The organism is Mesorhizobium newzealandense (genome assembly GCF_042682145.1).
GTDB lineage: Bacteria > Pseudomonadota > Alphaproteobacteria > Rhizobiales > Rhizobiaceae > Mesorhizobium > Mesorhizobium newzealandense.
The window spans coordinates 98,030-110,890 of the sequence record NZ_JBHUGZ010000030.1 but is presented as its reverse complement, the minus strand read 5'-3'; the positions used below and the strand labels follow the sequence as shown (position 1 = coordinate 110,890).

Genomic DNA, 12,861 nt, shown 5'->3' with positions numbered 1-12,861 from the left:
CCACATTGCCGTTGGCCGGGGAATCCCTACATGCCAGCAACCCATCGACCGGAGACCGCGCCCTCGTGAAACGACTTTTCAACCGCCTGCTGCCGAAATCCTGGCGCTCCACGGTCGTCACCATTCCGGTCATCCGGCTGCACGGCACGATCATGTCGGGCGGTCAGTTCCGGCAGAACCTGTCGCTTGCCTCCACCGCCGGCCTCATCGAAAAGGCGTTTTCCTATGACGCGCCGGCGGTCGCCATCTCGATCAATTCGCCCGGCGGCTCGCCGGTGCAGTCACGGCTGATCTTCAAGCGCATCCGCGACCTGGCGACCGAGAAGGACAAAAAGGTGCTGGTTTTCGTCGAGGATGTCGCGGCATCGGGCGGCTACATGATCGCGGTCGCCGGCGACGAGATCTTCGCCGATCCGTCCTCGATCGTCGGTTCGATCGGCGTGGTCTCGGCCTCGTTCGGCTTTCCGGAGCTGATGAAGAAGATCGGTGTCGAGCGCCGCGTCCACACCGCCGGCCAGAACAAGGCTGTGCTCGATCCGTTCAAGCCGGAGAAGAAGGAAGACGTCGAGCGCCTGAAGGCGCTGCAGCTCGAGGTGCACGGCACCTTCATCGACCTCGTCAAGGAGAGGCGTGGCACGAAGCTGAAGGACGATCCGGACCTGTTCACCGGCCTGTTCTGGACCGGTATGAAGGGCCTCGAACTCGGCCTGGTCGACGCGCTCGGCGACATGCGCACGGTGCTGAAAACCCGTTTTGGTGCGAAGACGCAGCTCAGGCTGATCACGACGCCGCGCGGTTTCCTCAGCCGCTTCGGCCTGTTCGGCTCGAGCAAGGGCTTTTCGGCGCCCGATATCGCCGCGGCAGCCGCCAGCGGCGTCATCGATGCGGCGGAAGAGCGCGCGTTGTGGGCACGGTTCGGGCTTTGAAAACCCGGCAAAACCGTCTAGCATGAGCGCTTGAAGTCTTATGCATGTCGTTTTCCCAAAGCCGGGGCCACTTTTCGGCGACATGCACTAACCGACCCGACCGGCCGCCTTCGCCGGCCCAGCGTGGGAGGAGTTTTGGCATGCCGCAGATCATTTTCTTCACCGTCGTTGGCGTCGCCGCCTATTTCGGCTACCGCACCTTCATCCGGGAAGCTGAGCGCGTGACCGCCAAGGTGCGGCGCACCGAAAAGCAGGCGGCCAACGGCGCGATGGGTACGCTGGTCAAGGATCCGAAGACCGGCGAATACCGGCTGGCCAAGGACTGAGCATCATCCCGCATACGACTGACGCCGTGGACACCGACATCGGGTCGCGTACCTGGCATGCACATGCCAAGATCAATCTGGCGCTGCATGTCACCGGCAGGCGCCCCGACGGTTATCACCTGATCGAAAGCCTGGCGGTGTTCACGCGTTTTGGCGACAGGGTCGAGATCGCGCTCGCCGACAGCGATGATTTTGCCGTGTCCGGCCGCTACGCGCCGGCCGTTCCTCTCGACGCCAGCAATCTGGTGCTCAAGGCTCGCGATGCCCTGCGAAGGGAAACCGGGCTGGAGAGGACCCCGCCGGTCGCCGTCCGGCTTGAAAAGAACCTGCCGGTTGCCTCCGGCGTCGGCGGCGGCTCAAGCGACGCGGCAGCCGTGCTGCGCGGGCTGGCAGAGACATGGAGCCTGGATATCGATGCCACTGAGCTGGCGCGGATCGGCCTCTCGCTTGGTGCCGATGTGCCGATGTGCCTGGCTGCCAAGCCGCTGGTGGCGCGCGGTATTGGTGACGAGTTGACGATGGTGCCGGATTTTTCGGCGCTCGGGCTGGTGCTGGTCAATCCGGGCACCGCGCTTTCGACCGCCGACGTCTTCGCAGCGCTTTCCCGTCGCGACAATGAGCCACTGCCGCCGCTGCCGCGCAGCATCGACTTCCATAGCCTGCGCAACTGGCTGGAGATCACCCGCAATGATCTTGAGCCTGCAGCGCTGACGATGCAGCCCGCCATCGGCAGAGCGCTTTCCTGGCTCAACAAGGCTGGATCGGGATTCTCGCGCATGTCCGGATCCGGCGCGACATGCTTCGGCCTGTTCGAGACCGGTAATGTCGCCAAGCGCGCCGCCGCCGACATCCGCAGCCGTCAGCCCGACTGGTTCGTCGCCGCGACGCGCAGCATGACATCGGAGGCCGATTGAGATGGCCAGGATTGACGAGAGCCGCCCTTTCATCCCGATCCGCATCGCGGTGCTGACCGTGTCCGACACACGCAGCCTTGCCGACGACAAATCCGGCCAGACGCTGGCCGACCGCATCACTGAAACCGGTCACATCCTCGCCGCCCGCGATATCGTCACCGATGACCGGGACAAAATCCGCGACAAGGTGCTTGGCTGGTCGAAGGACCCGGCGATCGATGTCGTGATCACCACTGGCGGCACCGGCTTCACCGGGCGCGACGTGACGCCGGAAGCGCTGGAGCCGATCTTCGAAAAGCGCATGGACGGCTTTTCGGAAGTGTTCCACCGCATCTCCTACGACAAGATCGGCACCTCGACGATCCAGAGCCGGGCGACCGGTGGCGTCGTCAACGCCACCTTCGTCTTCGTGCTGCCGGGCTCGCCCGGGGCCTGCAGGGACGCCTGGGACGGCATCCTCAAGGCGCAGCTCGACTACCGTCATATGCCCTGCAACTTCATCGAGATCATGCCGCGCCTGGACGAACATCTGCGGCGCGGAAAATCGGCTCCGTAAAAGCCGAGGCAAAGCGCCGGTTCCACGTGGCATTTGCAAGGCGGAACAAATACCGGCGCCTTCGAAACCCCATTCAAACCCAACCCCGGAAAAAGTACCCTGCGTGAAGGCGATCATCGCCGTCACGACAGGGCAGATACGATGAATGTGCACACTGGCGGATGCCATTGCGGCAATGTTCGCCTTGGATTTTCAACCGAACTCGACCCGTCGCAAATCGAAGTTCGCGCCTGCCAGTGCTCGTTCTGCGTCAAGCATGGTTCGCGCGCTGTCGCCGATCCAGCCGGCAGACTGACCATCTCGGTCAAGGACAGAGCGCAATTGCGGACATATCGGTTTGAGCTGAGGACGGCCGACTATTTGATCTGCGGGGAGTGCGGCGTCTATGTCGCGGCAATCGCCGGGGATGATGACGATGCAAGGGCGATCGTCATCATCAACGCCCTGGACGACCGAGAGCGGTTCAATCAGGAACCGGTCCCTGTCGACTTCGATGCCGAAGGCAGAGAGCAGCGCCAAGCCAGACGCCGCGCTCGCTGGATGCCTGTCGAGATGAGCTTCGAGTAGCCAGCTCTCAACGGATGACCGGCTCGCCATGAAAGCGTCGGCGTGACGGCGGCGACACGCCGAAGCCGACTTCCATCATCAGCCGCGGCGTACGCGCCGGCACGGTGCCCATGTGGAAGCCGAAGGGATCCTCGACGAAGCCGAGGCCGGCGTCGCCCGTCAGCGTCACCGGGCTCTGCTCGCCATAGACATCCAGAACCTCTTGCGCAGGATGGCCGACCAGTAGGGTGAGCTGGTGCTTGAGGCTGCGGCGCTTGTGGCTGCCCCGGACATAGACATGCGGACCGGTGTCGGCGTCGACCGGCTTGAGATAGAAGAAGAATTTCAGCATGCGCCAGTCGTCGAGGTCGAAATGATACTTGCCGAGCGAGGCAAGGTTCTTGTCGGCGTCCGAAGCCGCACCGGTCGGGAAACTCCACCAGACGCGCGTCGTGATCAGCTTCGCCTGGCCGCCGAGATAGTGCGCGGCGATGTCGAGAAGCAGCGGATCGCGCTGGATGGCGAGTGCCGCCTGGCAGTCGAGGATGCGCTCGAAAAAATGCCCGCTGAGCAGCGAGCGGCCAAAGCGCTTCTCGGCCTCGGCATGTTCACCCGGCATGAATTCGAGACGGCGGTCGAAATTGCCGAAGCAAGGCGTACGCCCAGCGAAATTCGAGATCTCTTCGTGGATCGCCGGCGGCAGGGCCAGGCCTGAAAACAGCCCGTCGGAACGCAGCGCTTCGACCACTGCTTCGCGGTCGACGCCGGCAAACATCGTATCCCCCGCATTGTCGGCAGGACGGGCGCGTTTTGCGCCGAGCCAATGCATCCGACGCCCAGGCATTGTCCGCGCCAGCATGAACATCGGTAGCCAGGCGGGGTTTTCGCGCAGGTCCGTCAGATAGGTCGGAATGCGCACGGCGATGCGCCGCAGCAGGCTGCCGTTGCGCGCAATAGCCTCGAGACTGGCCGTGCCGGATTTGTCGGGGGTTGAAAGGTTCATTGGGTCCTCGGCTATGAGGGCGACACCGATGCCGCATCGGTGCTCACCCCTCGGCATGACCCAAACCCAATTCACCCGCCTGAACGGGAAGCTAACCCCGTGTCAGATTTTGTGCAATGCACAATGGACAGAGCAGCTGCAAAAACTCACTTCGGTGAGCGTTGCTCTTGCCTCGGCGGCGCCACCCAGATTTCGGCGTCGAGCCGCTTTGTCGCAAGGCCGCGTGCGATGGCCTCGGCGCTTCCGGCACTCTTGGCCGCTGCCGCGGCCTGATGCTTGCGAATCACCAACCCGTCAGCCAAGGCGCGGTTTCCCGAAAAGATCCGGGCCAGGAACGGTGTCCGGCTGCCGCGCGCCCGCGAAAATCGCGCCGCCATGGTCTGCCTCGCCGTGTGGGCAACGACCGCGTCGATCCAGCCTTCGACCAGCCGCGCGCCCGGCTCCAGAAGCAGCAGCCAGTCGCCCTTGGCCTGGCGGATGCCGACAGCGATACCGCCGGTCACGCACTGACAGCCGGCATGCTCGGCAACACGATGCGTCTGGTCGGTGGAACCCGTGTCGCAGACGATGACGTCACGTACCACGCCCTCGACCGCGCCGCCAATCAGCGAGGCGAGCGTACGGGCTAGGCCCTCCTCGTCATTGCGGGTTTCGATCAGAACACTGAGCATCATTAGCCGAATAGCGGAAAGCCGGACGCAGCGCCAGTTTTTGCAATGCACCACAAAAAGTTCTTGCTTTGTTCTCATCGACTAAATAGGAATAATTTCATGAACAGAACGATTCGACACAACATGGACAGTCCTTGGGAGCGGGCGAAGATGGAACAGATCGTGCGCGCCGACATTGCAGCTTTCGGGGCAGGAAGAGCCGAGATGGCCAATGCGATGATCGAGCAGAGTGGCATGCGTGTCCGTCCGGACCGCAATCGCGGCAGGTCGGCGGGCATCAATCCGTCCGGCCGGTTCGAGCCGGTCAGCCGGCATGTCTTCGATGACGGCTGGAATTCGCTGGAGGAACTGCCGCCCTTCAAGACCGAGGTGCAGGTCGAGAAGCCGCGCACCATCATCACCCGCAACGAATCGCCCGACATCTCCTTCGACCGTTCGATCAACCCGTATCGTGGCTGCGAGCATGGCTGTGTCTATTGCTTCGCGCGGCCGACGCACAGTTTCATGGGACTGTCGCCGGGTCTCGATTTCGAATCGAAGCTGTTCGCCAAGCCGGATGCGGCGCGCTTGCTCGACAAGGAACTGTCGAAGGACGGTTACCAGCCGCGCACCATCGCCATCGGCACCAACACCGATCCCTACCAGCCGATCGAGAAACAATACCGGATCATGCGCGAGATCCTCGAAGTGCTGGAAGCGCGCGGCCATCCGGTCGGCATCGTCACCAAGTCGGCTTTGGTGACGCGCGACATCGATATCCTGTCGCGCATGGCCGAGCGCGGGCTGGCCAAGGTGGCGCTGTCGGTGACGACGCTCGATCGCATGCTGGCCAGAACGATGGAGCCCCGTGCCTCGACGCCGACCAAGCGGCTGGAGGCCATCAGACAGCTGTCGGATGCCGGCATTCCGGCTTCGGTCATGGTTGCGCCGATCATCCCCGGCCTGACCGACCAGGAGATGGAACGCATCCTGGATTCGGCGCGCGCCGCCGGCGCACGCGAGGCGGGTTATGTCATACTGCGCCTGCCGCTGGAGGTCAGTCCGATCTTCAAGGACTGGCTGCTGCGTCATTATCCCGACCGCTACCGTCACGTGATGTCGCTGATCCGCTCGATGCGCGACGGCAAGGACTACGATTCGGAATGGGGCAAGCGCATGAAGGGCGCCGGTCCCTACGCCTGGCAGATCGGCCGGCGCTTCGAGATCACCGCCAAGCGGCTCGGCCTCAATGTCGAACGGCGCACGCTTCGGACCGACCAGTTCGTTGCCGCCGGAAAAGACCAGGTGCAACTGACGCTGCTTTGAAAATGCAGCTCCCTGCGGCGGTTTGATCTGGCGCAGCACAAGAATCCCGTCCGGCCTGCCCCGGCCTGCAGACGGTGCCCTCCCGGTCCGGCGCCCCACCCGACCCGGAGGGACTTGCGGAGAATCGGAGCCGATGCGAACCTCGCCGCAACATGGCTCGCGCGCGTTCCGATTCTCCGCTTCTCTTTGAGATCATCGAGAAACCCGACTTCTCCTTCGAGACGAAGGCGATGGCCGATGGTCTGTGGCCGGTGGCCGGAATGGACGAGGCTGGCCGTGGTCCCCTGGCCGGGCCGGTGGTCGCCGCGGCAGTGGTGCTCGACCCCGCCAACATTCCGGATGGGCTCGACGATTCCAAACGCCTCAGCCACCTGCAACGCGAAGCGCTGTTCGTGCGAATTCTCGGCTCCGCGCTGGGTGTTTCGATGGCATCCATAAGCGCCGAGGGAATCGACGGCAGCAACATCCTCAAGGCCAGCCTCGAGGCGATGCGCCGTGCGGTGGTCGGCTTGTCGGTTCAGCCAAAGCTCGCGCTGGCCGACGGGCGCGACGTGCCGCCGGGGCTGCCTTGCGCCGGCCGCGCGATGATCAAGGGCGACCAGCGCTCGCAATCGATCGCCGCCGCCTCGATCGTCGCCAAGGTGATGCGCGACCGCATGATGTGCGGCTGCGGCAACCATCACGATCGCTACGGCTTCGAGGTCCACATGGGCTACGCCACGGCCCGCCATCGCACGGCAATCGAAGTGCACGGCCCGGTGGCGCGACTGCACCGCGTGTCCTTCGCGCCGTTCAGGCTTGGCGGGACGGAAGTGGCGGAAGAGGAGAGCCTTGCCGGCCTGGATTGATCGGATGGTTTGCCCGCAACAAAAAAGCCGCCAGGTTTCCCGGGCGGCTCCGTTTCTGGGCTCGATGCAACAGGCTCAGTTGAGCTTGGACTTCACATCCACCAGCGACGCCTTGAACAGGTCAGCACCCGCCTTGGCGTCGATCTTGCCGGCGAGCAGCGTGCGCGCAGCCTCGACCGCGATGTCGACGGCGCTGGCGCGGACTTCGCTGATGGCATCACGTTCGGCTTGGCCGATCTTCTGTTCGGCAAGCGCGGTGCGCCTGGTAACATAGTCCTCGGTCTTCTTGTGCGCATCTGCGGCAAGCATGTCTGCCTCGCGCTTGGCAGCGGCGACGATGTCGGCGGCCTCCTGCTCGGCTTCCTTGCGCTTCTTCTGATACTGGCCGAGCAATTGCTGGGCCTCCTCGCGCAGCCGGCGCGCTTCATCCAGCTCATTGCTGATCCTGTCGGCGCGGGCGTCGAGCGCCTTGGCGATCATGCCCGGCACCTTGATGTAGACGGCAACACCAAGGAAGATGAAGAGGGCTATCGTGGCCCAGAGCGTCGCGAGAGATGTGTAATCCATGATGCGCTCCTCACCGGGCCACGGATTTGACCGCGGCCGCGATCTCGGCCTTGCTGGCCTTGCCACCGACCAGTGCCTCGACGATTGCCGAAGCGGTGTCCTCGGCGATGCTGTCGACTTCCTTCATGGCATTGGCCTTGATGGAAGAAATGCGGGCTTCGGCCTCGCCAAGCTTCTCGTCGAGGGCTGCCTCGATCTTCTTGCGTACGGTCTCGGCTTCGGCCTTGGCCGCATCGTTGGCCTGCTGGCCGATCGCGTTGGCCTTGGTCTTGGCTTCCGCCAGTTCCTGCTCGTAGGCAGCAACAGCGGCGTCGGCCTCGCCCTTCAACTTGGCTGCCTGATCGAGGTCCTGCGTGATGCGATCGTTGCGGACATCGATGATGCCCCCGACGCGCGGCATCACAACCCGCTTCAGGAAGAGGTAGAACAGCCCGAAAGTGATCGCCAGCCACAGAAGCTGCGACGGGAACGTCGCCGGATCGAATGGCGGAAACGTGCCGTGCGCTTCGGCAGGCACGCCGGTGCCGGAATGCGTGTCGCCTTCCGTCGCAGTGTGGCTGGTGTCGGCTGCAGGTGCGGACTCTTGCGCGAAGGCAGATGTCACGAACATGGACTATCCCCGAAATTCAGGCCTGCCGCTTGCGCGGCCGGCCTGTCCAATCTTCCCAATGCTCAGCCGAACAGGGCCAGAAGCGCGATGAGAAGCGAGAAGATGCCCAGAGCTTCGGTCACGGCGAAGCCGAAGATCAGACGGCCGAACTGGCCATCAGCGGCCGACGGGTTGCGCAGCGCGCCTGCCAGGTAGCTGCCGAAGATGTTGCCGAGGCCAATGCCCGCGCCACCCATGCCCAGGCAAGCGATGCCGGCGCCGATGTACTTTGCTGCTTCTGCGTCCATTTGTTCAACTCCTTTGGATCTAAAATTCCGTTGCGATTCCATCCGGCGCCAATGCCGGAAACTCTTGCTCAGTGCCCGGGATGCAGGGCGTCGTTGAGGTACATGCAGGTCAACACCGCAAAGACGTAGGCCTGCAGGAAGGCGACCAGCAGTTCAAGCGCCGTCAGCGCCACCGCCATTGCCAGCGGCAGGATCGAGCCGGCCACGCCGACCGCGCCGAGCGCGCTCAGGCTGACGACGAACCCCGAGAACACCTTCAGCGTGATGTGGCCGGCGAGCATGTTGGCAAACAGACGAACCGAGAGGCTGACCGGGCGCGACACGAAGGAGATCACCTCGATCAGCACCACCAGCGGCAGCAGGAAGACAGGCACGCCATGCGGCACGAACAGCTTGAGGAAGCCCAGACCGTGCTTCATGAAGCCGTAGACGACCACGGTTCCGATCACCAGGGCGGCAAGGCCGAAGGTGACGATGATGTGGCTGGTGACGGTGAAGAAATACGGGAACAGGCCAAGCAGATTGGCAACCAGCACGAACATGAACAGCGAGAACACGAACGGGAAGAACTTCATCCCCTGAGTGCCGGCGGCATCGCGCAACATGTTGCCGACGAATTCGTAGGCCATCTCGGAGACCGACTGAAGCCGACCGGGAACGAGACTGCGGCTCGAGGTCGTGAGAAACAGGAATGCGGCTGCAACGACCACGGTCGCGACCATGAACAGCGCCGAATTGGTGAAAGACAGGTCGTAGCCGCCGATCTCGATCGGTATCAGCTTGTTGATATGGAACTGGTGGATCGGATCGACCTTGTCAGCTGCCACGTTCAAACCCCGTCAATGCCGCGTACGGCCTCGTTACCATTACCGCACATGAAGCGCGGTCATTTCTTGTCGTCTTGGTCGGGGCGCGATTTATCGCCCTGTCCGAATTCAGCCACAACGCCCGCGGAACGCATGACATTGAGCACGCCGGCGCCGAAACCAAGCAGCAGAAACACGATCAGACCCCATGGCGATGTCCCCGCCAGACGGTCGATGATCCAGCCGATGCCGGCACCCACCACCACTCCGGCGATGAACTCGCTGGAGAGTTTGAGCGCCTGGCCATAACCGGCCACACTGCCCACTTTCGCGTCGTCTTTCCCCTCGAGCCGGTCCGGCCGCCTTGTCGCAAGAGATGCTCCAAGTTCACGCCGGCGGCGCTCAAGATCGTCGTCGCGGATGTCGGCTTCATGCTGCTTGCCGCGGCCGGTTTCTCCGGTTCCGTCTGGCCTGTTTTTATCGGCCATCGCAACCCCCCTGCCCGGTCAGACCGTCACCGTCCGTCCGCTTCTAAAGTCGCCGGCAACATAGTTAGAGGGTTTGCGCCAGTCAAGCCACGGGCGGAAGTTCATTGCCATGTATTTTAGGCAACAAAATCAATTGGTTATAAAGGTGCGACATCGTGCCCGCCACGATGACGTGGATGCGTTGCACGAATCCCCCCGGCAATGGCTCTTCGATCGACTGCATGCGGCGCGAGAAGATCAGCAATGTTCGGCGCTCAGCTCCAGCCGCCGCCATAGGTCCGGTAGAAGATATGCAGGCCGATCTTGGTCATCTTCTGCATCGTGCGCGCCCAGCCAGGATGGACATATTGGGCGTAGTAGTGGGTCGACGAGCCGACCTCGGGGATGAAGATCTTGCCGGCAGTGACGGCCATGGCGATATCCTGCGCGGTCTTGTAGGCGACAGGACTGTCGATGCGCTTCCTCCTGCCATCGCAGGCGAAGGAGAACTGGCAACGGTTGAACCAGCTGTCGTTCTGGTAGACGACGCCGCAGATCGAATTCGGATAGGCCGGGTTGCGGACGCGGTTGAGGATGACCTGGGCGACGGCGGCCTGACCGCGCACGGATTCGCTCCTCGCCTCGAAATAGATGCCGTTGGCAAGGCATGCCTGCTCCTTCTTGGAGAAGACACTCGCCGGCAGCGGGTTCTGGATCCACGAGTGGTCGCCCTTGGCCATCGGCGGGATGAAGCGGCCGTCATTGGGCTGCTCGTCCTGAAGCAGGGCTTCGAAGGGTGACGCCTTGGCATAGTCGGGCTCGGCCTGCGCGTAGGCGGTCGCCAGCACGTCCGGATGGTCGTTGTTGACCAGCGCGGCAAGCATGGCCGGCACGCCGGAATCCGGCCTCTTGTCCTCGCGCGCATGGAATGCCGCGGCGATCTGGATTTCCTTGCCTTTGATCTGCGGCTTGGCGAAGGCCATCTTCAGGCCGCTGTCCATGCTGGGCCGCAGCAAGGAGGAGGTGCGCTCGAAGATCGAGCCGGCATTGAAGTTCTTCGGCGGCGCGACGGGAGACATCTGGACGATGCGGCCCTTCTTGTCGGCGCGCACGACACGATCCTCGTCGGGCGTGCCGCTGACCTTGCCGCCCTTGCCACGAAACGACACGTTGCCGATACCGGCCAGATGGACACCCGATCCGGAAATGGAGCCGGTGACGTCGGAATCGACGAACGGCATCTCGGCCGCATGGGTCGAGCCGGCGACGGATTTCTCGACATAGGAATTCCAGCGGGTGTTTGGCGCTTCGAGGCCGGAGACAAGGCTCGTCATGTCCTGGTAGGCAACGATGGTCGGAAAGCCGATCCAGATGCCGAGACCGATTACGAACGGAGGCAGAAAGCCACGTTTTTTTCTCACCGGCGGCGGCAAAAAGCCGCTTCAACACACGTCGATGCACGGAACTCTCTCCAGGAACGCGACTGACCCCACTGGAGAGCAAAATGATGCATTAACCTTGATGGGACGTTAACGGGTTCGATCGGGTTTTCTCAGTCGGCTCAAGGTCGTGGTTCCGAAGTCGGGCGGTTTTGCGGCCGGCCTGCGAATTCAGGCCGGCCGCAGGAAGAGCGGCCGGGCGATCAACGCACAGACGGCGGCCGACAGCCAGACGCCCGTCCATGATCCAACGACCAGAAGCCCGGGGATGGCGATCGGCACCAGGAAGAAGGCGACAAAGACAAAGCTGTTGCCGAGGCCGAGCGCCGTCCCGGCATTGCTGGCGCCGGCAAGCGTGGCAAGCTCGGTGTAGGCAACGCCGTGCCATGCCGAGACACAGATGCCGGCGACGATCAAGGCGGCAACGATCGTTGCCGTGAGCACCGGCTGCCAGCCAGGAATGGTGGCCGCGACAAACACAAGCAGCGTGAGGGTGGCGAAAGCGGCCGCGCTCAGCATGCTGAAAAGGCGCAGGAACGCGCGGCGGTTGCCGTGACGGTCGGTGAAGCGGCCGCTCCAGACGCGCATGGCCATGGCGCCGACCTGCACCGTAGCCAGGCTGGCGCTGATCACTGCCGTTCCCATGCCGCCGAAATCATGCAGGAAGACGGAGGCGAAGGTGAGCACCGCCACTTGCGGGACGCAGAGCAGGCCGATGGCCACTGCAATGCGCCAGACGTCGGGGTTGCGCAGCGGTGTCGCGCCAGCCGACACCGTGGCGTCGCTGGCGGACGTCGCGTCTTCATCGATTGGCGGCGGGCGCAACCAGCGCCAGGCGAAAAGCGCCGTGACGGCGGAGAATGCGGCCAGCAGGCCGTAGACCGCTGCAAAGCCATGTGCCGAGGCGAGCGACGGCAGGACAAGGGCGCCAAGCCCGCCGCCGAGCGGCACTGCGGTCTGCCGGATGCTCATGGCGAAGCCACGCTCGCCTTCACGGAACCAGGCCATGATGGCGCGGCCGCTCGAGCCGTTGACGCTGCCGCCGAGCAGACCGGTGACGAGCAACACGGCGGCCAGAAGCGCAACCCCGGGAAGGTGTGCCGGCGACGGCACGACCAGGAATGCCATGAGAAGCAGCCATGCCGCGGTGGCGCCGAGCCCGGTGAGCAGCACGCGGCGATCGCCCCAGCGATCGGTGAGCAATCCCCATGGCAGCTCACTCAGCGCCACACCCAGGCCGAGCAGACCGAGAACGAGCCCGAGCTGGCCGTTGCCGAGCTGATAGCCGGAGCGCAAAAAGACCGCCGTCGCCGGAATGCCGGAGAAAGTCGCGGAGAAGCTGGCGTTGGCGGCAACGCCGATGCCCAGCACCTTCCAGCGATGATTGGAGCGGACTGTCGCGGCACCTGCGGCGGCTGCATCCGCATGCTGCCGAGGTTTGCCGTGGTTGCATTCCAAATCCGTAGCGACGAGCGACATGGCTGAATTTCCCTTGATGGTCCACTGCATCCGGACCTTGACGCTCCGTCTCTACCGCCATAGCTTCGTGCTGAATATCGGGAAGTATTTGACTGTTTGTCCCGAAAATCA

At 63.5% G+C, this 12,861-nt stretch carries 16 protein-coding genes and 1 pseudogene; 7 read left to right on the top strand and 10 right to left on the bottom strand.

Translation table 11 applies throughout. From position 1 onward, the window contains the following. Positions 1-65: 65 nt before the first annotated feature. The 5 genes from ACFSOZ_RS34605 to ACFSOZ_RS34585 all read left to right on the top strand — a co-directional run bounded on the left by ACFSOZ_RS34605 (position 66) and on the right by ACFSOZ_RS34585 (position 3,289). Positions 66-926, top strand: coding sequence for a S49 family peptidase (locus ACFSOZ_RS34605; RefSeq protein ID WP_379105658.1), 861 nt, complete (start codon positions 66-68; stop codon positions 924-926). Positions 927-1,066: 140 nt separating this feature from the next. Next, on the top strand, positions 1,067-1,252 hold the full coding sequence (locus ACFSOZ_RS34600; RefSeq protein ID WP_027023000.1) for a membrane protein: 186 nt from the start codon (positions 1,067-1,069) through the stop codon (positions 1,250-1,252). A 26-nt stretch (positions 1,253-1,278) separates the two neighbouring features. Continuing rightward, positions 1,279-2,166 (top strand): 4-(cytidine 5'-diphospho)-2-C-methyl-D-erythritol kinase, encoded by an 888-nt coding sequence (locus ACFSOZ_RS34595; RefSeq protein ID WP_379105656.1) that lies wholly within the window; start codon positions 1,279-1,281, stop codon positions 2,164-2,166. Between the two features lies 1 nt (position 2,167). After that, positions 2,168-2,722 (top strand): molybdenum cofactor biosynthesis protein B, encoded by a 555-nt coding sequence (gene moaB, locus ACFSOZ_RS34590; RefSeq protein WP_379105654.1) that lies wholly within the window; start codon positions 2,168-2,170, stop codon positions 2,720-2,722. Positions 2,723-2,863: 141 nt separating this feature from the next. Next, a complete protein-coding gene (locus ACFSOZ_RS34585; RefSeq protein WP_379105653.1) occupies positions 2,864-3,289 on the top strand; it encodes a GFA family protein in 426 nt (141 codons plus the stop codon). Between the two features lie 7 nt (positions 3,290-3,296). Here the strand turns inward: ACFSOZ_RS34585 and ACFSOZ_RS34580 are convergent, their stop codons facing one another. Further along, the gene (locus tag ACFSOZ_RS34580; protein WP_379105650.1) at positions 3,297-4,271 is read right to left on the bottom strand and encodes a hypothetical protein; all 975 of its coding nucleotides are present in this window, start codon (positions 4,269-4,271) and stop codon (positions 3,297-3,299) included. Positions 4,272-4,417: 146 nt separating this feature from the next. Further along, positions 4,418-4,942 (bottom strand): glycosyltransferase, encoded by a 525-nt coding sequence (locus ACFSOZ_RS34575; RefSeq protein ID WP_379106613.1) that lies wholly within the window; start codon positions 4,940-4,942, stop codon positions 4,418-4,420. 150 nt (positions 4,943-5,092) lie between these two features. Between ACFSOZ_RS34575 and ACFSOZ_RS34570 the strand changes: the two genes are divergently transcribed. Continuing rightward, positions 5,093-6,247, top strand: a complete 1,155-nt coding sequence (locus tag ACFSOZ_RS34570) for a PA0069 family radical SAM protein (RefSeq protein ID WP_379020047.1) — start codon at positions 5,093-5,095, stop codon at positions 6,245-6,247. 152 nt (positions 6,248-6,399) lie between these two features. Then, positions 6,400-7,095, top strand: coding sequence for a ribonuclease HII (locus ACFSOZ_RS34565; protein ID WP_379105648.1), 696 nt, complete (start codon positions 6,400-6,402; stop codon positions 7,093-7,095). Between the two features lie 75 nt (positions 7,096-7,170). Here ACFSOZ_RS34565 and ACFSOZ_RS34560 read toward each other — a convergent pair whose 3' ends face one another. The 8 genes and pseudogenes from ACFSOZ_RS34560 to ACFSOZ_RS34525 form a co-directional block, all read right to left on the bottom strand. Next, a complete protein-coding gene (locus ACFSOZ_RS34560; RefSeq protein WP_379105645.1) occupies positions 7,171-7,662 on the bottom strand; it encodes a F0F1 ATP synthase subunit B in 492 nt (163 codons plus the stop codon). Between the two features lie 10 nt (positions 7,663-7,672). After that, positions 7,673-8,272: a F0F1 ATP synthase subunit B gene (locus tag ACFSOZ_RS34555; RefSeq protein WP_379105643.1), complete on the bottom strand. Its 600-nt coding sequence runs from the start codon at positions 8,270-8,272 to the stop codon at positions 7,673-7,675. A gap of 62 nt (positions 8,273-8,334) precedes the next feature. Next, entirely contained in the window at positions 8,335-8,559 is a 225-nt protein-coding gene (locus ACFSOZ_RS34550) for a F0F1 ATP synthase subunit C (RefSeq protein ID WP_006206606.1), read from the bottom strand. Between the two features lie 68 nt (positions 8,560-8,627). Continuing rightward, positions 8,628-9,386: a F0F1 ATP synthase subunit A gene (locus ACFSOZ_RS34545; protein ID WP_027142301.1), complete on the bottom strand. Its 759-nt coding sequence runs from the start codon at positions 9,384-9,386 to the stop codon at positions 8,628-8,630. 59 nt (positions 9,387-9,445) lie between these two features. After that, positions 9,446-9,853 (bottom strand): AtpZ/AtpI family protein, encoded by a 408-nt coding sequence (locus ACFSOZ_RS34540; RefSeq protein WP_379105640.1) that lies wholly within the window; start codon positions 9,851-9,853, stop codon positions 9,446-9,448. An 82-nt stretch (positions 9,854-9,935) separates the two neighbouring features. Then, the gene (locus ACFSOZ_RS34535) at positions 9,936-10,097 is read right to left on the bottom strand and encodes a hypothetical protein (protein WP_379105637.1); all 162 of its coding nucleotides are present in this window, start codon (positions 10,095-10,097) and stop codon (positions 9,936-9,938) included. Between the two features lie 10 nt (positions 10,098-10,107). After that, positions 10,108-11,293, bottom strand: a pseudogene (locus ACFSOZ_RS34530) (cell wall hydrolase). 149 nt (positions 11,294-11,442) lie between these two features. Beyond that, the gene (locus tag ACFSOZ_RS34525) at positions 11,443-12,750 is read right to left on the bottom strand and encodes an MFS transporter (RefSeq protein ID WP_379105635.1); all 1,308 of its coding nucleotides are present in this window, start codon (positions 12,748-12,750) and stop codon (positions 11,443-11,445) included. Positions 12,751-12,861 lie beyond the last annotated feature (111 nt).

Excerpts from the sequence above, each read along its gene's own strand:
- ACFSOZ_RS34600 (WP_027023000.1), top strand. The coding sequence starts at position 1,067 with ATGCCGCAGATCATTTTCTTCACCGTCGTTGGCGTCGCCGCCTATTTC.
- moaB (WP_379105654.1), top strand. The coding sequence starts at position 2,168 with ATGGCCAGGATTGACGAGAGCCGCCCTTTCATCCCGATCCGCATCGCG.
- ACFSOZ_RS34585 (WP_379105653.1), top strand. The coding sequence starts at position 2,864 with ATGAATGTGCACACTGGCGGATGCCATTGCGGCAATGTTCGCCTTGGA.
- ACFSOZ_RS34580 (WP_379105650.1), bottom strand. The coding sequence starts at position 4,271 with ATGAACCTTTCAACCCCCGACAAATCCGGCACGGCCAGTCTCGAGGCT.
- ACFSOZ_RS34575 (WP_379106613.1), bottom strand. The coding sequence starts at position 4,942 with ATGCTCAGTGTTCTGATCGAAACCCGCAATGACGAGGAGGGCCTAGCC.
- ACFSOZ_RS34570 (WP_379020047.1), top strand. The coding sequence starts at position 5,093 with ATGGAACAGATCGTGCGCGCCGACATTGCAGCTTTCGGGGCAGGAAGA.
- ACFSOZ_RS34565 (WP_379105648.1), top strand. The coding sequence starts at position 6,400 with ATGGCTCGCGCGCGTTCCGATTCTCCGCTTCTCTTTGAGATCATCGAG.
- ACFSOZ_RS34560 (WP_379105645.1), bottom strand. The coding sequence starts at position 7,662 with ATGGATTACACATCTCTCGCGACGCTCTGGGCCACGATAGCCCTCTTC.
- ACFSOZ_RS34555 (WP_379105643.1), bottom strand. The coding sequence starts at position 8,272 with ATGTTCGTGACATCTGCCTTCGCGCAAGAGTCCGCACCTGCAGCCGAC.
- ACFSOZ_RS34550 (WP_006206606.1), bottom strand. The coding sequence starts at position 8,559 with ATGGACGCAGAAGCAGCAAAGTACATCGGCGCCGGCATCGCTTGCCTG.
- ACFSOZ_RS34540 (WP_379105640.1), bottom strand. The coding sequence starts at position 9,853 with ATGGCCGATAAAAACAGGCCAGACGGAACCGGAGAAACCGGCCGCGGC.
- ACFSOZ_RS34525 (WP_379105635.1), bottom strand. The coding sequence starts at position 12,750 with ATGTCGCTCGTCGCTACGGATTTGGAATGCAACCACGGCAAACCTCGG.